Consider the following 22,421-nt stretch of genomic DNA (forward strand, 5'->3'; position numbering starts at 1 on the left):
GTCAGTTCAGTGCCAGCCGACCGGACAGGCGGTAAGGCTCGGGATCGATGATCGGCGTCCGGTCGAGCAGCAGGTCCGCCATCAGCCGCGTCGACGCCGGGGCCAGCACAAGACCGTTGCGGTACTGACCGGCGTTGACATGCAGCCCGCGATAACCGGGCACCGCACCGATAAAGGGGATGCCTTCGGGCGAGCCGGGACGCAGCCCCGCCCAGTGATGCTCGACGGGATAATCCGCCAGTTGCGGCAGTATATCGATTGCGGTGCGATAGAGCGAATCCCGAGCATCCTCCGTGGCCTGCTTGTCGAAGCCGACCCGCTCCAGGGTACTGCCGACCAGCACCCGGCCATCGTTGCGCGGGATCAGGTAACGCCCGCCCAACAGCACCACCCGGTTAACCAGCCCGACCGGCGCTTTGAACAGCATCATCTGACCTTTCACCGGCTCCACCGGCAGCTCGAGCCCGAGCGGCGCCAGCAGCTCCCCCGTCCAGGCACCAGCGGCCAGCACAGTCTGCCCGGCCCGGAACTCGCCTTTGTCGGTACGCACACCGACGACCTGCTCGCCATCCAGCAGTAGCTCGGCGCTACCGGCCTGCTCGATCAGTTCAATACGGGGGTTCAGTTCGAGGCTGCGGCGCAGCGCCTGGCCGAGACGCGGATTGCGAATACTCGCCACCTCCGGCATCCAGAGCGAGCGTTCATGCCCCGGGCGCAGATGCGGCTCCTTGCGATAGAGAAATTCGGCATCGACCTGCAGCATCGGCCGGCGAAAGCGTGCGGCCCATTCAAGCGCCTCGGCCTCGTCGTCGACCGACACCATGAACATGCCCTTCTGACGCAGCTCCGGATCGATCCCGGTTTCCTCGAACAGGTCCTGCGACAGATGGATATAGCTCGACTGCGACCAGGTCGCCAGCTGGGTTACCGGCTCTTTATAGCGCCAGGGATAGAGCGGCGATACGATCCCGCCCCCGGCCCAGGTCGACTCCCGGGCACAGAGCCCGCGCTCCACCAGCGTGACCGAAGCCCCCGACTGCGCAAGCTCCCGCGCCGTCAGCATCCCGATCACGCCGCCGCCTACTACCAGAAAATCCGACATTGCTCCCCTTCCGACCGGCTAAGTGTTAGGGGTATTTTGACGGGTTGGCGGGGAGGATGCTAGTCGACTCAGATCAGGAAAACGAGACCCATCAAGTTATGAGTTTGATGGGCCTCGTCATATGGAGTATCAAGGTACCACTATCAGTATCGATATCGGAGGAGTTGTAGTCGCAGGTATCTGCACCGAACTCGTCGCAAGTGACGCCTCGCTTAACGAAAACTCATAAGACGCAGTACTAAATACAGTCGCATAGCCAGCCTCCGAAATATCATTACACTCCCATGTGAAATTATCGATATTCCCACTACCGGTAATTGTACAATTACCACCAGTGTTCTTACTTATGAATACCAAACTAAGATTTGCCTTATTTGAACCACCGCAAGCACTATTGTCGGCGCGTATACACGCAAATGTGCCAGATATATTAGTCAAACCAGAAACGTTATCAGTCACTTCTACCTGAATGGAATCACTTAATGTATTAGTGTAGTTTCCAGCACCATCCGTTTCAAAAATAGGATCTGTTGCCATACTCACACCATTCGGGTCGATAGGGTTGCTGACATCCGCTCTTCTATGCCCAACCACCCCTGTATTGGTGATAAGCGATTCAGCCTCAATACTGGTTACCCCCATGCTGACACCAGTTGTTAAGCCGCGAAAATAGACACCATAGTAATTAAGGTTTGGATTTGTGATCGTCGTAACTGGATCGTTTTCCACTGTAGCAATAGTCGCATCTGAAGGATGCCAATTAGATAGCAATGCCAGGTTGATTTCATAAAAAGGCACTTTATCCAACCAAGCCGCCGATGCTGTTTTTAGCGACTGGATGAAGGATAGAGCCGACAATGTCGTATCGCTTGACCATGGCAGATCATCAACAAAAATCCCTCGAGCCTGAACCTGGGTACTGGAACCTACTGCAACAGAGGCGGTACCCGTAAGATCCCTACCGCTCGGCTTGGCCAACGATACTGCTGACGCATCTGTCAAATTTCCTGCATCGACCAATTGTTCGACATAATCCACCACATACTGGCTATAAGCAGCATTACCCAAAGCCCCTGATGCCAGATAGCTAGATGGCATAACTGTAAGGTCCATCAGTTTCCAATCCTTCATCAGGCGGTATATGCCGTCCATCCGCTTGAACCGGCATACTTCTCGATATCTAGCGTTATTAGTCGATGCTAACGCAAATGATACGCCATCTTCGCTCCAGTAATGCTTGTGATCACCAGATCCGTTAAAGTAGGTTGCATTATCTGGCCAGTACCAACGGTATTTGGTATCGACAGAGCTAGAGTCATGATGATCTCGGCAACAGTCGATACAGATATTCGGCTGGCTCGAATCATAGTCCGTATCAACTATACCGGAAGCTTTCGATACCAAGCCGGACTGCGGTAGTGGATAATCATCTTCCAGCTTCTGAGAACTCGAATTATAGACCACCTCTGCAGGCGGCAACCCAGAACCATTAGTAACCAATTTGCAGACACAGCTTACCGTCAAAAAGTCGTCTATACGCTCGGTTTTAAGGTCCGAGTCGTAGGTAACCACTTCAAAAGTCACAACGGTACTATCACCAGTCTGACCCTGCTGGTAGACCGTCGGCAGTGGCTTTGAAGTCTCTTTTTTCTTACCATCCCCAACATCAACAGAAATAACATCAGGCGCTAGGCCCGGATTGTGAATCCGTCTTGGGATTGAACCACCATAAGCGGTATCCGGCAACGCAGGAACCCCTGGGTTTACAGCCCCTATAATGGATGCCAATTCGATAGGCTTATCTGCCGTATCCCACGAAACAAACAAGATAACTTCCTTATAGTCCGACAATGAGGCTGTCGCATCAGAAACTGCACTAACCCCTCCACTGACAACATTGTAGGCCGTTACGTCTCGCCAAACGCTAAAGTCAAAATTTTCATAGGAGACTGTGGAAGCTGATGCCGCTGGTACAACCCCGATGAGTTTATAGTCTTCAAGGTCCTTGAAATTTCGAAGAGCTTCTATTTCACGTTCTGCCAGTGCTGTAGCGGCAGCACGTTTCTGAGACTCTGAAGAAACCCCAAGAAATACACCCTGAAGCTGAAGTACAGCCACAATACCTACAACCGCGACAACAAGAGAAATAAGCACTTCGATCAGTGTAAAGCCACGGACCTTTTTATCCTTAAAGTTCATAACAAAGATCCTCAATTATCGAAGTCCGACCAACTGCCCTGCTTTCGGGCAATTTCCAGCACACTAGTACCTGCCCCGATATTGTCCAATACGCTTTTTGAGTAGTAGAGAGTATAGGTGCCAGCCCCCAGGTCTACATCTCCGTTCGTCAGGAGGCTACCATAAACAACGCCGGTACCGTTGACACTCAAGACAGTCGATGGAGAGTCATTCGGATGGGGATCTCCCCACGTTTCAGTGTAGATATCCGAAAACGCAAAAACGATGCCCCATAATCTAAAGTTACCGCTAAGCGTAACGTCTCCGTGAATTACTACGATTACGGGTTCATCATAGCTGGCGATGGTTCCTCCATTGATTGTGCAATCTCCATCAACCCAGATAATGGGAAAATCACCATCTCTAGCCCCACCATAGAAGATAGCACCGACATCGGCGCCATCAATTTGCGCACAAGTCATGGGTTCGGCGTAGCTCTTAATTCTTTGCCATGCGCCTGGGTCAGGGTTTCCATCGACATCCAGCAGGTTAAATGTATTTGCAAAGGTATCCGTCGTATTCCCTTCAATAATATCATCGCACTGGAGATACGTTCTAAATTCATCCCCCGTACACTCAGCAACAGCTGCTGTACAACTGCAACTCTCACAGGCTATAAACTCGCCACCGCCATAATAAGAATAGGCACTCGCAGCATTTGTGGCCTTGGAGTTAAGGTACTCTGTCACATTGCATGTTTGCCAACTTCCGGTACCACCGGCCACAGGCGTATCCGCGGTCCACGCTGAAAGGTAGGTATTATTATTTGGATTATTGGGATCACCGGCGCCGTTCGGATTACCTATTATTGTAAAGTTTCCATTTGGATCAAACGTCCCATTAGCCATTACCGGAGGAATTTTACCCGGATCGAAAACTGGTACAGAGCCGTATTGCTCCCGGACTTTCGCATGTCCAGTTCCATCCAACGACTCACCCTCTGCAACAACACTGGCGAATCCCGATGAAGTCGTAGCCGAAACAGATACCGAAGCGCCATTAATCTGAAAAGTTTCCGAGCCTGCCCAAGCCTCATCTAGCAGGTATCGTTGAACGCCATAGTCAAGCGCGCCATTTGCCGCATGCAACGCCTCTTTGGCCCGGTTGGTATTCGCTGAGGTTTTAAGTTCGAACATTCCTATCTTTGCTGAAACTACAGCGATAACAAGAAGGAGCGCCAAAATGATAACCGTGACGAATAACGTCGCCGCCCCCCGTTGCCTATATTCAAGCTGTGAGCAACCGATTGAAGACAGCAGCCCAATAGAAGTTCTCATAGATCACCTCGAATACGCACATCTTCAACCAGTTCGGCGCTTATATTAGGATCAATAAGTGAGTCAGCAGATATGGCGACACGGATAGATTTGACCGTTCCCTGGGCGAAGGAAGCAACCGATACAGGCGTATAGGCAACCGCATCATCGCGAAGAATAAAACTGACGCTGGCGCTTACGGTATTCTCGTCAAGGAGGTTATACCAACTACCGAACCCGTTACAGACCGTTGCCGGCTGGGATGCAGAGGCGATCACGCCCCACATCGCTTCGATGGTGTTATCAGTCGTATCATGGCGAAAACCGGCTATGCGCTCACCTCCGCTGGCGGTATCGAAAGTCGACTCGTAGCCCAGCAGAATACAACTACCCTGGGTATCCGTATCCGCCAACGCCGTGCTGTCGTTCAGAAACACCGCGAGCGGGCCTGTGGCACTGCTTGTTACTCGCACCAAATCCCGATACGGATTGTCAGAGACAGCATCCACCGTCGAATAGCCAGCACGGCGGATGTCCCGGACGATCGTATCCATGGCAATCCGCAGTTCCTGGTTGAGCCGAATCGTAGTCATCGCCTGCTGAGTACTGGCTATGGTGGTGCCGTACATGCTGATAACCACCGCCGCGATTAGTAACCCAAGCACCATCGCGATCATCAGCTCAATAAGCGAGATACCTCTCTGCCGCATCAGCATGACTCGTACCCCGCATAGCCGGTCGGAGAGCAAAGCCGGGCTCTGCCACTCGGCGACAGCACTACATTGATTTTCCTGCCATCCGTATCTTCAAAACTTGCTGTACCGTTGGTCACCCCGGCCTTCAGCCCTCCTCTCACAGGGTCAAATTCAACCGTGCTACTGGAAAAGTTCTCATCCAGGCTTACATTCGGGAATTCATCGACGGACACGACCCTCTGGATACCCTCCACCATGCAACTGGCGGCACTGGCAACACAGTCACAGTCGGAAAATGGCTCTGTATCGGTAATGCCATAGCACCAAGGAATTGTGGGAGTAGTTTCCCTAAAATTAACCGCAATATCCTTATTCGACTTGATCGCCTGGGCACGCGCAAACTGCAGGTCGGCATAAAGCGCCTGCGCGGCTCCCGAAAGGCGCTTCTTTTCGAAGATGGCGTTGAAGGTCGGAATACCAATCGTGACGAAGACCGCCAGCACAGCAAGCGCGACGAGCAACTCGATTAGCGTCACGCCCATCTGGCGCCTGAGTTTCACAGCACCCCGCCCCGAAAAATCACACGCCATGGCCTTGTCAATTCCTTCTGCTAGAGTGTTAGCATACTGCAACACTAAGGATAGCAATTCGAGGGAACTATAGTGAACTCTTCCGCTCGCGGTTTTACATTGATCGAGTTGATGATCGTCGTGGTCGTGATAGCGATCATTGCCATGTTCGCCTATCCGGCCTACATGGACTACGTGCGCAAGGGACGCAGAGCGGACGCACAATCCCACCTGCTGGCGGCCCAGATCGCACAGGAGCGTTATCGGGCGTACAACAACGATTATGGCACAGTAGGGGAATTGGCGTCAGCGGGTCTCGGAATCACGACCTCCGATAACTTCTACAACTACACCATCCCTGTCGCGACGAGCTCCGCTTACGAGGTGAGAGCCACAGCCAAAGCAGGTACCGACCAAGTTAATGATACCCCTTGTACCGTTTTAACCCTCAACCAAAGCAATGACTTTGGAACAGATGCGTCTTGTTGGAAACGCTAAACAGCCGCAGCAGAACAGTTCGCGGCGAGGCGCCGCTCCTACGAGTGCCACCACAGCTTGCAACGAAAAACGCTGCCATCGGCAGCGTTTTTCAGTTTCCCATCACTCAACCCGCAAAATTTTCACGTCGAAGAGCAGCGTCTTCCCCGCCAGCGGGTGGTTGAAGTCGACGTAGACGACCTGGTCATCGAAGGAGCTGACGATGCCCGGCAGCTCGCCGCCGGGTTCCTGGAAGCTGACGACGAGGCCGGGCTCGAGGTCCATGTCCTTGAACTGGCTGCGCGGCATGCGCTGGATGTTGGCCGGGTTGTGCTGGCCGAAGCCCTTTTCCGGGCTGATGGTCAGGGTTTCCTCGGTGCCCGGCGCCAGGCCGAACAGCGACTGCTCGAAGCCTTCGAGCAGGTTGCCGTCGCCGACGGTGAAGGTGGCGGGTTGAGCGTCGAAGTTGGAATCGACCAGCTGGCCGTCTTCGAGGCGGATGGCGAAATGCAGGGTCACGGTCTTGCCGGGACCGATGGTCTGATCAGTCATACTTGCCTTAATCCGTGGGTTGGGGGCGGCGCCGTTTCTCGAAGAACAGCATATCGATGATCAGCAGCGCGGCGCCGACGGTGATGGCGCTGTCCGCCAGGTTGAAGGCCGGGAAGTAGTAGGGCCCCCAGTGCAGCGAGATGAAGTCGACGACATGGCCGAGCACGACCCGGTCGTAGAGGTTGCCCAGTGCCCCGCCGAGCAGCAGCGACAGGCCCATACCGAGCCACCAGTGTACGCGCGAGGTGCGCTTCATCCAGATCACCAGCGCGACGCTGACCACCAGCGCCACCAGCGCGAACAGCCAGCGCTGCCAGCCCCCGGCTTCCGCCAGGAAGCTGAAGGCCGCGCCGCGGTTGTACAGCAGCGTGAGGTCGAACACCGGCAGCAGGCGGTGCGGGTCGGCGTATTCCAGGTAGTGCTCGGCGAGCCACTTGCTGGCCTGATCCAGGATCAGCACCAGCGCCGACAGCCAGAGCCAGACCAGGGAAGACCCCGGCCGGTCCGGCTGACGGATACGGGCGTCGGTACGGTGCAGTTCGGTCATCAGCCCCGCTCGTTGATCAGGCAAAGTGGCGTACTTCGCCATCGCCTTCGACGTTGTCGACGCAGCGACCGCAGAGTTCCGGATGCGCCTCGTTCTGGCCAACATCGGCACGATGGTGCCAGCAGCGACCGCACTTGGCCTCTTCCGAGGCCGCCACGGCGACCTTGAGCCCGGTCACATCGGTGTCACGCGCGTCCGCGGCATCGGCCATCGGCGCCAGCTCCGCTTTGGAGGTCAGCAGCACGAAGCGCAGCTCGTCGCCGAGGCGCTCAAGGTCCGCCTTCAGGCTGTCGTCGACGTAGAGGGTGACGACGGATGCCAGCGATGCCTTCACCAGCTTCTCGTTGCGGGCATCCTCGAGGCACTTGTTGACCGCGGTCTTGACGTCCAGCACACGGTTCCAGAACTCGCGACCAAAGGCGTCGTCCGCCGCCAGCTCGAACAGCCCTTCGTACCAGGTGCTCAGGAAGACGCTTTCCTTGCGCTCGCCCGGCAGCACTTCGTAGATCTCCTCGGCGGTGAAGCTCAGGATCGGTGCGACCCAGCGGGTCAGCGCTTCGGCGATATGGTAGAGCGCGGTCTGGCAGGAGCGACGCGCCAGGCTGTCGGCCTGGGTGGTGTACTGGCGGTCCTTGATGATGTCGAGGTAGAAACCGCCCAGCTCCTGCACGCAGAAGTGGTGTACCTGCTGATAGACTTCGAGGAAGCGGTAGCTGTCGTAGGCCGCGGCGATCTTCTGCTGCAGCTGGTAGGCCGCATCGACTGCCCAGCGGTCCAGCGCCAGCATGTCCGCCGGCGCCACGGCATCGCGCTCAGGTTCGAAGCCGTTGAGGTTGGCCAGCAGGAAGCGCGCGGTGTTGCGGATGCGGCGATAGCTGTCGGCGGTGCGCTGCAGGATCTGCTTGGATACCGCCATCTCGCCGGAGTAGTCGGTCGCGGCAACCCAGAGGCGCAGGATATCGGCGCCGAGCGAGTCGGTGACCTCCTGCGGCGCGATGACGTTGCCGAGCGACTTGGACATCTTGTAGCCCTTCTCGTCGACGGTGAAGCCGTGGGTCAGCACCTGCTTGTAGGGCGCGCAGCCGTTGATCGCGATCGAGGTCTTGAGCGACGACTGGAACCAGCCGCGGTGCTGGTCCGAACCCTCGAGGTAGAGGTCGGCGGGGAAACGCAGCTCTTCACGCTGGCGCAGCACCGCGTGATGAGTGACGCCGGAGTCGAACCAGACGTCCAGAGTGTCGGTGACCTTGTCGTAATCGGCGGCTTCATCGCCCAGCAGCGACTCGGCGCTCAGCTCGAACCAGGCATCGATGCCACCCTTCTCGATCTCCCGGGCAACCTGCTCGATCAGCTCGGCGGTACGCGGGTGCAGCTCGCCGGTCTGCTTGTGAGTGAATACGGTAATCGGCACGCCCCAGGTACGCTGGCGCGAGACGCACCAGTCCGGGCTCTGCTCGACCATCGCCTCGATGCGGTTCTGGCCCCATTCCGGGAACCAGCTGACGCCCTTGATGGCGTCCAGCGCCTGGGCCTTGAGTCCCCTGGCGTCCATCGACACGAACCACTGTGGCGTGGCGCGGTAGATCAGCGGGGTCTTGGTGCGCCAGCAATGCGGATAGCTGTGCTCGAAACGCTTCAGATGCACCAGCTTGCCTTCGCGCTCCAGCGCATCGACCACCGGGCCGTCGGCCTTGTAGACGTGCACACCGGCGAACTCGCCGGCGGCGTCGGTATAGGTGCCGTTGGCCTGAACCAGGTTCAGGGTGCCGAGGCCGTACTCCTGACCGACCACGAAGTCTTCCATGCCGTGATCCGGCGCGGTGTGAACGGCACCGGTACCCGCATCGGTGGTGACGTGCTCGCCCAGGATCACCGGCACCTGGCGGTCGTAGAACGGATGTTCAAGCACCAGGCGCTCCAGCGACTTGCCGCTGCAGGTCGCCAGTTTCTCGAACTTGTCGACGCCCCAGCGCGCCATGATGTCATCGAGCATGTCCGCCGAGACGACGATGCGTTCGGGGCCCTGGTTGATCTCGACCTGCACCAGCGCGTAGTCGAGCTCGGCATTCAGCGATACCGCCTGGTTGGCCGGCAGGGTCCAGGGCGTGGTGGTCCAGATCACCAGCGACACCGGACCCTCGCCCGCGTCGGATCCGAACTTGCCGAGCGCCGCGGCCTGATCGGCGAAGCTGAAGCGCACGTCGATCGCGGTCGAGGTTTTGTCCTGATACTCGACTTCGGCCTCGGCCAGCGCCGACTGACCGACCACGCTCCAGTACACCGGCTTGTAGCCCTTGATCAGGTGGCCGTTCTCGATGATCTTGCCGAGCGCGCGCACGATGTTGGCTTCGGTGTCGAAGTTCATCGTCAGGTAGGGGTTGTCCCAGTCGCCGACCACACCCAGGCGGATGAAGTCGGCCTTCTGCCCGGCAACCTGCTCGGCAGCGTAGTCACGGCACTTCTGGCGGAATTCGCTGTAGGGCACCTTGTCGCCGGCACGGCCGATCAGGGTCTCGACCTTGTGTTCGATCGGCAGACCGTGGCAGTCCCAGCCCGGCACGTAGGGGGCGTCGAAGCCGGCCAGCGTCTTGGACTTGACGATCATGTCCTTGATGACCTTGTTCACGGCATGACCGATGTGAATATTGCCGTTGGCGTAGGGAGGGCCGTCATGCAGGATGAACTGTTCCCGGCCCTTGCCCGCTTCACGCAGTCTGGCGTACAGATCGATCTCGTTCCAGCGCGCCAGTCGCGCCGGCTCGCGCTGCGGCAGGTTGCCGCGCATCGGGAATGCCGTTTCCGGCAGGTTCAATGTCGCTTTGTAGTCGGTCATGTCGTGTCGCTTGAAGTTATGCGGTTCCAGCCCGTGTTGACAGGCTGCTGAAAAACTACCTACGTTGCTATCGCTGCGTTAAAAATTGGCTCATCTCGATCATTTATACTGCATAAACTCACTCGCTTCGCCAATTTTTGCCCGGGCGGCGTTCCGTTTGCGCTAGCGGCCTCGCTAGCGCTTTTCAACAGCCTGTCAGACGATCGGGTCAGGTCAGCAATGCCCGGGCCGCATCGATGTCCTGTTGAATCTGCTGCTTCAGCTGTTCGAGACCGTCGAACTTGCGCTCGTCGCGGATGAAGGCGTCGAACTCGACGTTCAGCAGCTGGCCGTAGAGGTCGCCCGTAAAATCGAACAGATGGGCCTCCAGAACCGGCTGGGTACCGTGCACGGTCGGGCGCATGCCGATATTGGCGACCCCCGGATGGATGCTGCCGTCGCCGATCCGGACCCGCACCGCATAGACCCCGCGCAGCGGCGCCGCGAAGCGGTGCATGCGCACGTTCGCCGTCGGAACGCCGAGGGTCCGCCCGAGTTTCTGCCCGTGCATCACCCGGCCACAGATACGGTAACGCCAGCCCAGCAGACGCTGTGCGCCGTCCAGGTCGTTGGCCTGCAGCGCCAGACGCACCCGGGTACTGCTGACGCGCTCGCCGTCGAGCAGGTAGGTTTCCATATGCTCGACGCTGAAGCCCTTCTCCCGCCCCACCTGCTCCAGCATGGCGTAGTCGCCCTTGCGATCGCAGCCGAAGCGGAAATCGTCGCCGACCACGAAGTGCCTCACCGCCAGCCCTTCCAGCAGCAACTCGTCGATGAAACGGGCGGCCGACATGCTGCGCAGACGGTCGTTGAACGGCAGGCAAAGCACGCGGTCGACGCCCTGATCCCGCAGCAGCCGAACCTTCTCGTCGAAGCGGGTCAGGCGCGGCGGCGCCTCGGCACCAGCAAAGAACTCGCGCGGCTGCGGCTCGAAGATAATCGCCACCGTCGGCAGACCGAGTTCGAGCCCCTTGGCCTTGACCTGGTCGAGCACCTTGACGTGCCCGCGGTGCACACCATCGAAGTTGCCGATGGTCGCGACACAGACGCGGTGCTTGTCCCGCAGGTTATGTAATCCCCGGATCAGTTCCATCAAACGCAAGCCATAGCCTGAAAATAAACCGCCGGATTATAACGCAGATGCAACGCCACGAGTACCGCCCGGCGGCGGGGTGACGTGTGGCGGGTTGTAGGTGGCACGTCCAGGCTCAGGCGCGAAATACACGTAGGGCACCTTGAGCACAGCGAAACGTGCCAGATCCGACCAGCAATCGCGCCCGCCCTATCCTGCCGGGCAGCTTTGTCCAGTTCAGGCGCGCAGGTGACGCAGCCGCAGGCCGCACAGCAGCAGCACTGCGCCATAGAGCCCGGCCCCAAGCACCACCAGCAGCCCCATCTGCCAGGCGCGCTGATACAGCCCCCAGCCCAGCCACTGCTCCACCGCCGGACTCAGGTAAAGCAACAGCGCCGCCATCACAAGATTGGCAGCCAGCAGACGCAGCAGCAACAGCGGCCAGCCCGGTTGCCAGCGGAAGACGCCGTCACGAAGCAGGCCGCGCAGCAGCAACCCGGCATTGAGGAATGCCGACAGCGACGTCGCCAGCGCCAGCCCGACGTGAGCCAGCGGCCAGATCAGCACCAGATTCATCACCATGTTGGCGGTCATCGCGATCACCGCGATCTTCACCGGCGTCTTGGTGTCCTGGCGCGAGAAGAACCCCGGCGCCAGCACCTTGATCAGCATGAACGCCAGCAGACCAAAGCCGTAGGCGCGCAGGCTGCCCGCCGCCATTGCGACATCGCGCTCGGTGAGCGCGCCGTAATGAAACAGCGTGATCAGAAGCGGCTCGGCCAGCAGCACCAGCGCCAGCGCCGCCGGCAGCCCGATCAGCAGCACCATCCGCACCGCCCAGTCGAGCGTATGGGCGAACTGCTCGGCCGACTTGGCGGCGTGCTTGCGCGACAGGCTCGGCAGAATCACGGTGGCGATGGCGATGCCGAACACGCCCAGCGGCAGCTCCGAAAGCCGGTCCGAGTAGTACAGCCAGGAGACGCTGCCGGTCTGCAGAAAAGACGCCAGCACGGTATCGAGCAGCAGATTGACCTGCGCCACCGAGACACCGAACAGCGCCGGCAGCATCAGTTTGAGAATCTGCCGCACACCAGGGTCGCCGAAATCCGGCCTCGGCACCGGCAGCAGCCGGATACGCCAGAGAAACGGCAGCTGAAACATCAGCTGCACGAAACCGGCCGCCAGCACGCCCCAGGCCAGCGCAAAGATCGGCTCCTCGAACCAGGGACTCAGCCACACCGCGGCACCGATCAGGCAGACGTTGAGCAGCACCGGCGTGAAAGCCGGCACCGCGAAGCGTTCGTAGCTGTTGAGGATCGCGCCGGCAAAGGCCGTCAGGGAAATCAGCGCAAGGTAGGGAAAGGTGATGCGCAGCATCTCGGACGCGAGTTCGTAACGTTCGCTGTCGTGCAGATAGAACCCCGGCGCGAACAGCGCGGTCAGCACCGGCGCCGCAACCACCGCCAGCAGCGTCAGACTGATCAGCACCGAGCCCAGGCTCCCGGCCACCCGGTTCACCAGCTGCTGGACATCGAACAGGCTGCGCTGAGTGCGATATTCCGACAGCACCGGCACGAAGGCCTGCGAAAAGGCGCCCTCGGCGAACAGGCGACGCAGAAAGTTGGGGATCTTGAACGCCACGAAAAAGGCGTCGGCGCTGCCCGAGGCGCCGAAATAGCTCGCCACCACCACATCGCGCACCAGGCCCAGCACCCGGGACAGCAGCGTCATCAGCCCCACCACGCCGCTGGAGCGCAGCAAACTGCTTCCCTTGCCGGTTTGTACCTTCGTTTCCGCCACCACGCCCCCTTACGCCTTACGCCTTACGCCTTACGCCTTACGCCATCCATGGTGGCATTCGCCGTGCGCTCTGCCACCCTGCCGCGCCCGGCATCATACTGCGACCTGGTTAAAAATTCCGCTCTTTTATTGACATCGGGCCAGCGAGAAGGAATAATCTCGCGTCTTAATTTCTCGGCATCCACCGCCGGGACCTAACCAATCAACGTTTAAGGAGCCGGACTGTGGCAAATTCCGCAGGATCTCGTAAACGCGCTCGCCAGGCGGAGAAGCGTCGCCAGCATAACGCTAGCCTGCGCTCCATGGTGCGCACTTACATCAAGAAAGTTGTCAAGGCAATCGACGGCGGCGACCAGGCTGCTGCCGCAGAAGCCTTCAAGGTCGCTCAGCCGATCATGGACAGCTCTGTCAACAAGGGCATCTTCAACAAGAACCAGATCGCCCGCACCAAGAGCCGCCTGAACGCCCGCATCAAAGCACTGGCGTAATCACGCAAAGACTCGGCGCCGGCAAGCGTTTTCCGGCGCTCAAGAAAAAACCGGCTTCGGCCGGTTTTTTTGTGTCTACGGGTGACGGGTGACGGGTTACGCGTTAATCCGGAATTCACACGTTAAATCCCGGAATTCGCCGTAGGCTCATTCCAGGTTACGGACCCGCGACAGCCCATGTAGGGCATCCTTGAGCGCAGCAACCGCCATGGATGGCGGGAAGATCGTTATTGCAGGAGCAAATAACGACGAAACGTGCCGGCTTTTACGGTGCCGTTCGCTTCGAGGCTGTGAAAGTATTCGATATCTTGCGAACCGGCCTCACCCTGTCCGGCGCCGCGAGCTCTCGGGCTGCGTAGGAGCGGCGCCCTCGCCGCGAATTGGTTAGGCGCCGGTGCTTCCATTGTTGCACCGGCAGTCATGGATCGTCTCAGAAGGCATTGCGATTAGAGCAAAACAAGACCTGATGGCTTCACGCCACCCGCTTTTCGCAGTACTCCCGGAACCTTTCCAGGTCCGGCAGGATATTGAGTACCCGCGTGAAGTTGTAACTCAGCGTCATCAGGCTGAACTCGGCGCGGACCTTGTCTAGTCCCCGGCACAGGAAGTGTGTCCAGCCGGCCCACATTTTGATGGTGCCCAGGGGATGTTCAGCCAGTGCCGCGCGTTGCTTCATGTAAGCCTCGCCCTCGGTTTCCATCCGCTGTTGATGCCGTTCCACGACTTCCTCATGTTCCCAGCGCTGGAGCTGTCTGCGGTTGGATTTTTCTTTCAAGCACTGACCTCGCAACGGACAGGACTTACAGTCTGTGCGACTGCTGATATAGCGCCTCATCTGCTTGCCGTTGTTGGTTTTGCCCATGCATGAGAATTTGAGCACGTTGCCAGCCGGACATCGATAGCAGTCGCTGTCCGGATCATAGATAAAGTCCTCGCGGCCGAAGCGCCCGTCGTGCTTACCTCTCTGGCTGATCGCCACAAACGGGGTGATGTCCGCGTCTTCGCAAGCCTTTAGCTCCAGTTGATTGTAATAACTGCTATCAGCCACCACCTCGAGGTTTTTCGTCCCCAAGTTCTCTTTGGCCTGCAGGGCCATCCGGGCTAGTTGGTTCTGGTCGTTGCCGTCGTTGACTACATCGCTGGCAATAATCAGACCGTGCTGACTGTCCACGGCACACTGTACATTGAAGCCAGCCGTGGGGCCCTTATCGGTCTTCTTGTTCAACAAGCGAGCGTCCGGGTCGGTTCGGGACAGCTGGGTCTCGCCGCTCGCCTCCAAGTGTTCCATATCCTGCTGGCAATGCTGCAAGTGCCGCTTCAGCCGTGCCAGTTTGTCCTGCATTGCTTCCTCATCCTGCGCCGCCTGGGCCTCCTGCCGGTCTCCTTGAGCCAGTGTGGTATGCCAAGCCTCGATGTCCGCTTCAAGCTTGGCCTGCAGGCGTTTCAGTTTGGTGCGGGTCTGGATGCTGGCCTTGGAGGCATTGCCCTCCATAAAGGCACTGTCGATAGCGACCAACTCGGCACCAAACAGCGATAGCTCTCGACAGAGCAGGATGAAGTCTTTATTGACGGCTTTCAGGGCGGTCGGGTTGTTTTTGCGAAAATCGGCGATGGTCTTGTAGCTGGGATGCAGCTGGTTCAGCAACCAGATCACTTCCAGGTTACGGTAAGTCTCCCGCTCTAGCCGGCGAGAGCTGCGGGTGCGGTTAAGGTAGCCCCAGAGGTAGAGCTTCAAGAGGGCCGCCGGCTCAAAAGCGGGCTGTCCGGCCGACAGCTCGCCGCCGGCATTCTGAAAGCCCAGCTTTTCCAGATCCAGAGTGCTCACATACACGTCGATGGCTCTGACTTTGCTGTCAACGTCGACATATTCTTCGATAGAAGGCGGCATCAGTAGCAGCTGATGCCGCGATGGACCTTCCTTGTAGCGCCGTCCCATATGCCGGCCCTCGCTGGCCATTCAGACTAAGCGCAGGATTTTAGCCGAAAAAATACTTTCACAGCCTCTTCGCTCAGGGGCACCTACGACTGCCACCTTTTAACCGTCGTACCAACCCTATTCGCTGCGAGGCGCCGCTCCCACAACCAATCACGCCAGCGCCAGGTTATCCCGGTGCACCAGCTCCTCTTCCGCCATGTAACCGAGCAGCTGCTCGATCATGGTGCTGGGCCGGCCAATGATCCGACGCGCCTCGTCCGCGCCATAATTCGCCAGACCGCGCCCGACGATGCGGGCATTCTCGTCCATCAGAATCACCATCTCGCCGCGCGAAAAATCGCCCGACAGATCGCGCACCCCGGCCGGCAGCAGACTCTTGCCCCTTTCGCGTACCGCCGCCACGGCGCCGGCGTCCAGCACCAGAGTACCGCGCGCCTGCAGATGCCCGGCAATCCACTGTTTGCGCGCCGCCTCGCGGCTGCGCTCCGGTATCAGCAGCGTGCCGACGGGCTCGCCGCGCCGCAGACGCAGCAGCACTTCGGGCTCGCGCCCGCTGGCAATCACGGTGACCGCGCCGGAACGTGCCGCCAGACGCGCAGCACGCACCTTGGTCGCCATACCGCCGCGCCCAAGCCTGCCGCCACCGCCAGCCATTGCCACCAGCGCATCGTCCTCGGCCCGCGCCTCGTGAACGAATTCGGCATCGGGATTGCTGCGCGGATCCGCGGTATAGAGACCACTCTGATCGGTCAGCAGAATCAGCCCGTCCGCCTCGATGAGGTTGGCCACCAGCGCGCCGAGCGAATCGTTGTCACCGAAGCGGATTTCATCGGTTACCACGGTATCGTTTTCGTTGACCACCGGCACCACCCCAAGCCGCAGCAGCTCGCGCAGCGTGGCGCGCGCGTTCAGATAACGCTTGCGGTTCGACAGGTCCTCATGGGTCAGCAGAATCTGCGCGGTGTGGGTGGAGTGGCGTTGAAAATTGGCCTCGTAGGCCTGCACCAGGCCCATCTGCCCGATCGCCGCCGCCGCCTGCAGCTTGAACATCTCGTGCGGCCGGTCAGCCCAGCCCAGGCGCGACATCCCCTCGGCGACCGCACCGGAGGACACCAGCAGCAACTCCAGCCCACCGGCGCGCAATGCCGCCAGTTGATCGACCCAGTGCGCGATTGCCGCCTGATCCAGTCCCCGACCGTCATTGGTCAACAGCGCACTGCCGATCTTGACGACCCAGCGACCACCACTGCTCAGCCTGTTCCTACCCCTGGACACCGAACTACCCTCTGTCAGCGAACCCACTCGACGTCGACATCGTAGTCGTCATCGTCGAAATCATCCCAGTCTTCATCTTCACCGGACTTACGCGCCCGAATCGCCTCACGCATCGACTCGACGCACTCCCGGGCCTCGACATCGATCTGCGCACGAATCTCGCGCTCCTGCTCTTCCAGCTCCGGGTTTTCGGCGATTTCCTCGGCGCGGCGATCGAGCAGGTTCTGGATATCATGCACCAGTTCCTGGACGCCGGTCTTGTTCAGCGCCGACACCCGATACACAGGTCCCGCCCAGCCAAGCGCGTCGACAACCGCCTGGCAGCGCGCATCCTGCTCCTCTTCCGGCACCATGTCGAGTTTGTTGAGCACCAGCCAGCGCGGCTGCGCCGCCAGGGTCGGACTGAATTTCTCCAGCTCGTTCGCGACCACCACAGCCGCCTCTTCAGGCGTCTGCTCATCCCAGGGCGCCATATCGACCAGATGCAGCAGCAGGCGATTACGCGCCAGATGTTTGAGGAAGCGAATGCCGAGCCCCGTCCCCTCGGACGCGCCCTCGATAATGCCGGGTATATCGGCGATCACGAAGCTGCGGTGACTTTCCGTGCGCACCACCCCGAGATTAGGCACAAGGGTCGTAAAGGGGTAGTTGGCGACCTTCGGCTTCGCCGCCGAGACCGAACGGATAAAGGTGGACTTGCCGGCATTCGGCAACCCCAGCAACCCCACATCTGCCAGCACCTTGAGCTCCAGTTTGAGATTGCGGGCCTCGCCCGGCGTACCATTACTGGTCTGGCGTGGCGCACGGTTGACCGAACTCTTGTAGCGGGTGTTGCCCAGACCGTGGAAGCCACCCTGTGCGATTTTCTCGACCTGACCCTCGCGCACCAGGTCCGCCAGCACTTCGCCGGTGTCCTGATCGACAACGGTGGTACCAACCGGAAGCTTCAGCACCAGATCCTCGCCCTTGGCACCGGTGCACTGCCGCCCCATGCCGTTCTGACCGTTCTGCGCCTTGTAGTGACGGGTAAAACGGAAATCAATCAGCGTATTGAGGGCGCTGTCCGCCTCGACAAAAACAGAACCGCCGTCGCCGCCGTCACCGCCGTCAGGGCCGCCTTTGGCGACGAATTTCTCGCGCCGAAAGCTCATGCAGCCATTACCGCCCTTGCCGGCTTCTACCGATATCAGCGCTTCATCGACAAACTTCATTACCTAACCTCCCCGCAACGAACTGACCGCTGCGTGAGCGAACAGTAAACAGTGGACAGTGAACAGTTATTGGTGTCCAGCGATTTCTTTCCCTGCTGACTGTCAACTGTTATCTGCTAACTGCATTTGATCCCAACAAAAAAAGCCCCGCAGAGGCGGAGCTTTTTCAGAACGCTAAAAACCGGTTTACGCGGGTACGATGCTGACGTACTTGCGCTTGCCCTGGCCTTTAACTTCGAACTTTACTACGCCGTCCGCCTTGGCGAACAGAGTGTGGTCACGACCCAGGCCAACATTCTCACCGGCGTGGAACTTGGTGCCACGCTGACGCACGAGGATGTTGCCGGCTACGACTGCCTGACCGCCGTAGCGCTTGACGCCAAGACGTTTCGACTCTGAGTCGCGGCCGTTACGAGTAGAACCACCAGCTTTTTTGTGAGCCATTATCTATCTCCTGATCCGGTTGCCTTAGGCGCTGATACCAGTGATTTTCACCTGAGTGAACCACTGACGGTGACCCTGACGCTTCATGTGGTGCTTACGACGCTTGAACTTCAGGATCTGCACCTTGGCGCCACGGCCGTGCTCGACCACTTCAGCGGTTACCTTGGCACCGTCAACCACCGGCGCGCCCACTTTAACGTCGTCGCCGTTACCAACCAGCAACACGCGATCGAATTCAACGCTGGAACCCAGCTCGGCCTGCAGCTTTTCCAGCTTCAGGGTCTGGCCTTCCTGAACGCGGTACTGCTTGCCACCGCTGACAATCACTGCGTACATTTCTTTCTCCAAGTCATGCCCATCCGGCTACTGGAATACAAGAACCTACTTCTAAGGGTCGACCCCTATGGTAGGGAGCTAAAGTTGGATGAGCTCAGGGCGCGAGATTCTATAGCAATGCGATCGCATGTTCAAGCTCGGCGTGAGTGTAGTGGTGAGCGGGTAGGGTGTCGGTACGCGAAGTGCACCGCACCGTCATGGATGTCATGGCGACGACATCGCACGGGGGCAATCCATTTATTCGCCGCGGGGCGCGGCTGCCCCGGGCGCTTTCTTGACACCCTTGCAGGCACCCCCTAGCATGGCGCGCATACAAATCGTACAGATCAGACCGTCCCATGCAGCCACATCAGCTCAACCCCGAGATCGAGCCTCAGTTCGAAGCCGTTAACGACTACATTATCAACCACCTCGGGTCGACGGTCCCGCTGGTCGAGAAAATCGGCCATTACATTGTCGAAAGCGGCGGCAAACGGTTGCGCCCTCTGCTGGTTCTGCTCGGCGCCAATGCCTGCGGCTATCAGGGACAGCACCATATCCCGCTGGCAGCGATCATCGAGTTCATCCACACCGCCACCCTGCTGCACGACGACGTCGTCGATAATTCCGAGCTTCGCCGCGGCAAGGATACCGCCAACGCCCGTTGGGGCAATGCCCCCAGCGTCCTGGTCGGCGACTTTCTTTACAGTCGCGCCTTCCAGGTCATGGTGGAAATCGGCAGCATGGAGGTGATGCGCGTGATTGCCGACGCCACCAACGTCATCGCCGAAGGCGAGGTGCTGCAGCTGCTCAACTGCAAGAACCCCGACACCAGCGAAGAGGCCTACATGCAGGTCATCCTCGGCAAGACCGCCACCCTGTTCGAGGCGGCGGCCGAGACCGGCGCCATTCTCGCCGACTCATCTGCGCAGGCGCGCGAGGCGCTGCGCCTGTACGGCCGTCATCTGGGCATTGCCTTCCAGCTGGTCGACGACCTTATGGACTACCTGTCCAGCGCCGAGGAAATGGGCAAGAACGTCGGCGACGACCTTGCCGAGGGCAAGCCGACGCTGCCGCTGATCCAGGCAATGAAGGCCGGCAACGAAGACGAGCGCCAGCTGATCCGCCAGTGCATCAGAGCCGGCGGCCTCGACGATCTGCAGCCGGTCCTCGATATCGTGCACCGCACCGGCGCCATCGACTACACCAAAGCCGCCGCGCAGCGCGAGGCCGACCGTGCCGTCGCCGCGCTGGAGGCGCTGCCGGCCAGCTCGTTCCGCGACACCCTGGAACAGATAGCCGAGCTGGCGGTCAACCGCAGCAGATAAGCCGTAATTGTGCGATATCTGCAGCGAAAAGCGCACCATTGCGCAATAAGCGTGCTTAGCCCTGCCTGAGCCGCTATAATCGCCAGATATCACTTTGCATAAAAAACCATCAGATTAAAGTATCCAATGACTAAACCCTCCTCTTTCGAACGCGAAGACCTGCTGCGCTGCGGTCATGGCGAGATGTTCGGCCCGGGCAATGCCCAGCTGCCGGTCGACAACATGCTGATGATGGACCGCATCGTCAAAATCGCCGAAGAAGGCGGCTTGTACGGCAAAGGCGAGATTATCGCCGAGCTCGATATCAACCCGGACCTCTGGTTCTTCCAGTGCCACTTCCCGGGCGACCCGGTGATGCCGGGCTGCCTCGGCCTCGATGCCATGTGGCAGCTGGTTGGCTTCTTCCTGGGCTGGCGTGGCAACAAGGGTCGCGGCCGCGCCCTGGGTTCCGGCGAGGTCAAGTTCACCGGCCAGATCCTGCCCACCGCCAAGAAGGTGACTTACAACATTCACCTCAAGCGCGTGATCGAGCGCAAACTCGTCATGGGCATCGCCGACGGCAGCGTCAGCGTCGACGGTCGCGAAATCTACACCGCCAAGGATCTGCGCGTCGGCCTGTTCACCTCCACCGACAGCTTCTGACAGGCCTCTTGGCCACAGGCAGAGGACGCAGGAGCGGTTTCTGCCTAAGCTTTCAGACAGGCACCCTGCTGCGAGCTTCAAAACGGCCCGGATACAGGTTGCCTGCCGACCTGTTCCGGGCCGTTTTCGCATTCCGTCAGCGACAGTCCGGCGGGCAGTCACGACAGGAAGCCGATTACAGGTAGCCATCGGGTCTGCTTTGAAGGACAATAGGCGACCTGTTATCAGCAATGAATCTAAACCGAGTGAATCACAAGAGGCCTCACATGCGTCGTGTCGTTGTTACCGGTATGGGGATCGTGTCCTGTCTGGGCACCGACAAAGAGTCCGTCCTCGAGTCTCTGAAAGAGGGCCGATCCGGCATAAAGTTTCAGGAAGAATACAAGGAGCTGGGTTTCCGCAGCCAGGTAGCTGGCAGCATCGACCTGGACCTTGAATCCCTGATTGACCGCAAACTGCTGCGCTTCATGGGCAGCGCGGCGGCCTACGCCTACCTGGCGATGGACCAGGCCATCAAGGACTCCGGCCTGACCGAGGACCAGGTTTCGAACGTTCGTACCGGTCTTATCGCGGGCTCCGGTGGCGCTTCCTCGGCCGATATCGTCGAGACTGCCGATATCCTGCGCACCAAGGGTGTGCGTCGCGTTGGCCCGTACCGTGTTACCCGCACCATGGGCAGCACCGTATCCGCCTGTCTGGCGACACCGTTCAAGATCAAGGGCGTCAACTACTCCATCACCTCCGCCTGTGCCACCAGCGCGCATTGCATCGGCAATGCCATGGAGCAGATCCAGCTCGGCAAGCAGGATGTGGTCTTCGCCGGCGGCGGCGAGGAACTGCACTGGTCCCTGAGCGTGATGTTCGACGCCATGGGCGCCCTCTCCAGCAAGTACAACGACACGCCGGAGAAGGCCTCACGCGCCTACGACGCCAACCGCGATGGCTTCGTCATTGCCGGCGGCGCCGGTATGCTGGTGCTCGAAGACCTGGAGCACGCCAAGGCCCGCGGTGCCAAGATCTACGCCGAACTGGTCGGCTATGGCGCGACCTCCGACGGCTACGACATGGTGGCACCGTCCGGCGAAGGTGCCGTACGCTGCATGCAGCAGGCGATGTCCACCGTCGAGGGCTCTATCGACTACATCAACTCCCACGGCACCTCTACGCCCGCCGGCGATATCCAGGAGCTGAAGGCGATGAAACAGGTCTTCGACGACAAGATGCCGCCGGTCAGCTCGACCAAGTCGCTAACCGGGCATTCGCTGGGTGCCACCGGCGTTCAGGAAGCGATCTACTGCCTGCTGATGCAGGAGAACAACTTCGTCTGCGCCTCGGCCAACATCGACGAACTGGACCCGGAAGCCGAAGGCCTGCCAATCGTGACCCAGCGCATCGACAACGCCAACCTCGAGCGCGTGATGTCCAACAGCTTCGGCTTCGGCGGCACCAACTCGACGCTGGTGTTCCAGAAGTACAAAGGCTAACCGCCGGCGAGGGTGGAATCACCCGAAACGCAGGAGCCGCATACAAAAAAGCCAGCCCCATTGGGCTGGCTTTTTTGTATCTGCAGTATGACTGCTACAGCGTGAAAATTGCGAAATC

Annotated in this window: 20 protein-coding genes; 5 read left to right on the plus strand and 15 right to left on the minus strand. The window is 59.4% G+C overall.

Going from position 1 to position 22,421, the window contains the following annotated elements; all coding sequences use genetic code 11:
• Position 1 precedes the first annotated feature (1 nt).
• From thiO to IEX85_RS21690, 5 genes are all read right to left on the minus strand, one after another.
• Positions 2 to 1,102: a glycine oxidase ThiO gene (gene thiO / locus IEX85_RS21670; protein ID WP_188862727.1), complete on the minus strand. Its 1,101-nt coding sequence runs from the start codon at positions 1,100 to 1,102 to the stop codon at positions 2 to 4.
• 129 nt (positions 1,103 to 1,231) lie between these two features.
• Complete coding sequence (locus IEX85_RS21675) at positions 1,232 to 3,301, minus strand: type IV pilus modification PilV family protein (RefSeq protein ID WP_188862728.1); 2,070 nt, start codon at positions 3,299 to 3,301, stop codon at positions 1,232 to 1,234.
• 11 nt (positions 3,302 to 3,312) lie between these two features.
• Complete coding sequence (locus tag IEX85_RS21680) at positions 3,313 to 4,617, minus strand: pilus assembly PilX family protein (RefSeq protein WP_188862729.1); 1,305 nt, start codon at positions 4,615 to 4,617, stop codon at positions 3,313 to 3,315.
• Positions 4,614 to 5,312: a PilW family protein gene (locus IEX85_RS21685; protein WP_188862730.1), complete on the minus strand. Its 699-nt coding sequence runs from the start codon at positions 5,310 to 5,312 to the stop codon at positions 4,614 to 4,616. The genes IEX85_RS21680 and IEX85_RS21685 overlap by 4 nt, the downstream gene beginning before the upstream one ends.
• Positions 5,306 to 5,881, minus strand: coding sequence for a GspH/FimT family pseudopilin (locus tag IEX85_RS21690; RefSeq protein ID WP_188862767.1), 576 nt, complete (start codon positions 5,879 to 5,881; stop codon positions 5,306 to 5,308). The genes IEX85_RS21685 and IEX85_RS21690 overlap by 7 nt, the downstream gene beginning before the upstream one ends.
• Positions 5,882 to 5,953: 72 nt before the next feature.
• Between IEX85_RS21690 and IEX85_RS21695 the strand changes: the two genes are divergently transcribed.
• Positions 5,954 to 6,358 (plus strand): type IV pilin protein, encoded by a 405-nt coding sequence (locus tag IEX85_RS21695; RefSeq protein WP_308425682.1) that lies wholly within the window; start codon positions 5,954 to 5,956, stop codon positions 6,356 to 6,358.
• A 102-nt stretch (positions 6,359 to 6,460) separates the two neighbouring features.
• On the opposite strand, the gene IEX85_RS21700 is transcribed toward IEX85_RS21695, so the two are convergent.
• The 5 genes from IEX85_RS21700 to murJ form a co-directional block, all read right to left on the minus strand.
• Entirely contained in the window at positions 6,461 to 6,889 is a 429-nt protein-coding gene (locus IEX85_RS21700) for an FKBP-type peptidyl-prolyl cis-trans isomerase (RefSeq protein WP_188862731.1), read from the minus strand.
• Positions 6,890 to 6,896: 7 nt separating this feature from the next.
• Positions 6,897 to 7,436 (minus strand): signal peptidase II, encoded by a 540-nt coding sequence (lspA, locus tag IEX85_RS21705; RefSeq protein ID WP_188862732.1) that lies wholly within the window; start codon positions 7,434 to 7,436, stop codon positions 6,897 to 6,899.
• A 16-nt stretch (positions 7,437 to 7,452) separates the two neighbouring features.
• Positions 7,453 to 10,269 carry an isoleucine--tRNA ligase gene (gene ileS, locus IEX85_RS21710; RefSeq protein WP_188862733.1) on the minus strand — a complete coding sequence of 939 codons (2,817 nt, stop codon included), beginning with the start codon at positions 10,267 to 10,269 and terminating at the stop codon, positions 7,453 to 7,455.
• Positions 10,270 to 10,477: 208 nt separating this feature from the next.
• A complete protein-coding gene (gene ribF / locus IEX85_RS21715) occupies positions 10,478 to 11,401 on the minus strand; it encodes a bifunctional riboflavin kinase/FAD synthetase (protein WP_188862734.1) in 924 nt (307 codons plus the stop codon).
• A gap of 216 nt (positions 11,402 to 11,617) precedes the next feature.
• Positions 11,618 to 13,111, minus strand: coding sequence for a murein biosynthesis integral membrane protein MurJ (murJ, locus tag IEX85_RS21720; protein ID WP_229722059.1), 1,494 nt, complete (start codon positions 13,109 to 13,111; stop codon positions 11,618 to 11,620).
• 293 nt (positions 13,112 to 13,404) lie between these two features.
• On the opposite strand from murJ, the gene rpsT reads away from it, so the two are divergent.
• Positions 13,405 to 13,668 (plus strand): 30S ribosomal protein S20, encoded by a 264-nt coding sequence (rpsT, locus tag IEX85_RS21725; protein WP_188862735.1) that lies wholly within the window; start codon positions 13,405 to 13,407, stop codon positions 13,666 to 13,668.
• Positions 13,669 to 14,140: 472 nt separating this feature from the next.
• Here the strand turns inward: rpsT and IEX85_RS21730 are convergent, their stop codons facing one another.
• From IEX85_RS21730 to rplU, 5 genes are all read right to left on the minus strand, one after another.
• Complete coding sequence (locus tag IEX85_RS21730; protein WP_188862736.1) at positions 14,141 to 15,604, minus strand: IS1182 family transposase; 1,464 nt, start codon at positions 15,602 to 15,604, stop codon at positions 14,141 to 14,143.
• A 150-nt stretch (positions 15,605 to 15,754) separates the two neighbouring features.
• Positions 15,755 to 16,879 (minus strand): glutamate 5-kinase, encoded by a 1,125-nt coding sequence (gene proB, locus IEX85_RS21735; RefSeq protein WP_188862737.1) that lies wholly within the window; start codon positions 16,877 to 16,879, stop codon positions 15,755 to 15,757.
• 14 nt (positions 16,880 to 16,893) lie between these two features.
• Positions 16,894 to 18,090 carry an Obg family GTPase CgtA gene (gene cgtA, locus IEX85_RS21740; RefSeq protein ID WP_188862738.1) on the minus strand — a complete coding sequence of 399 codons (1,197 nt, stop codon included), beginning with the start codon at positions 18,088 to 18,090 and terminating at the stop codon, positions 16,894 to 16,896.
• Between the two features lie 186 nt (positions 18,091 to 18,276).
• Positions 18,277 to 18,534, minus strand: coding sequence for a 50S ribosomal protein L27 (rpmA, locus tag IEX85_RS21745; RefSeq protein ID WP_188862739.1), 258 nt, complete (start codon positions 18,532 to 18,534; stop codon positions 18,277 to 18,279).
• A gap of 24 nt (positions 18,535 to 18,558) precedes the next feature.
• A complete protein-coding gene (rplU, locus tag IEX85_RS21750) occupies positions 18,559 to 18,870 on the minus strand; it encodes a 50S ribosomal protein L21 (protein WP_188862740.1) in 312 nt (103 codons plus the stop codon).
• A gap of 338 nt (positions 18,871 to 19,208) precedes the next feature.
• On the opposite strand from rplU, the gene ispB reads away from it, so the two are divergent.
• The 3 genes from ispB (at position 19,209) to fabB (ending at position 22,303) form a co-directional block, all read left to right on the plus strand.
• Positions 19,209 to 20,177 (plus strand): octaprenyl diphosphate synthase, encoded by a 969-nt coding sequence (ispB, locus tag IEX85_RS21755; RefSeq protein ID WP_188862741.1) that lies wholly within the window; start codon positions 19,209 to 19,211, stop codon positions 20,175 to 20,177.
• A gap of 126 nt (positions 20,178 to 20,303) precedes the next feature.
• Complete coding sequence (gene fabA, locus IEX85_RS21760) at positions 20,304 to 20,819, plus strand: 3-hydroxyacyl-[acyl-carrier-protein] dehydratase FabA (protein WP_188862742.1); 516 nt, start codon at positions 20,304 to 20,306, stop codon at positions 20,817 to 20,819.
• A 266-nt stretch (positions 20,820 to 21,085) separates the two neighbouring features.
• Positions 21,086 to 22,303, plus strand: a complete 1,218-nt coding sequence (fabB, locus tag IEX85_RS21765; protein WP_188862743.1) for a beta-ketoacyl-ACP synthase I — start codon at positions 21,086 to 21,088, stop codon at positions 22,301 to 22,303.
• The last annotated feature ends 118 nt before the right edge of the window (positions 22,304 to 22,421 follow it).

It is taken from the genome of Marinobacterium nitratireducens (genome assembly GCF_014645375.1).
In the GTDB taxonomy this organism is placed as follows: domain Bacteria; phylum Pseudomonadota; class Gammaproteobacteria; order Pseudomonadales; family Balneatricaceae; genus Marinobacterium_A; species Marinobacterium_A nitratireducens.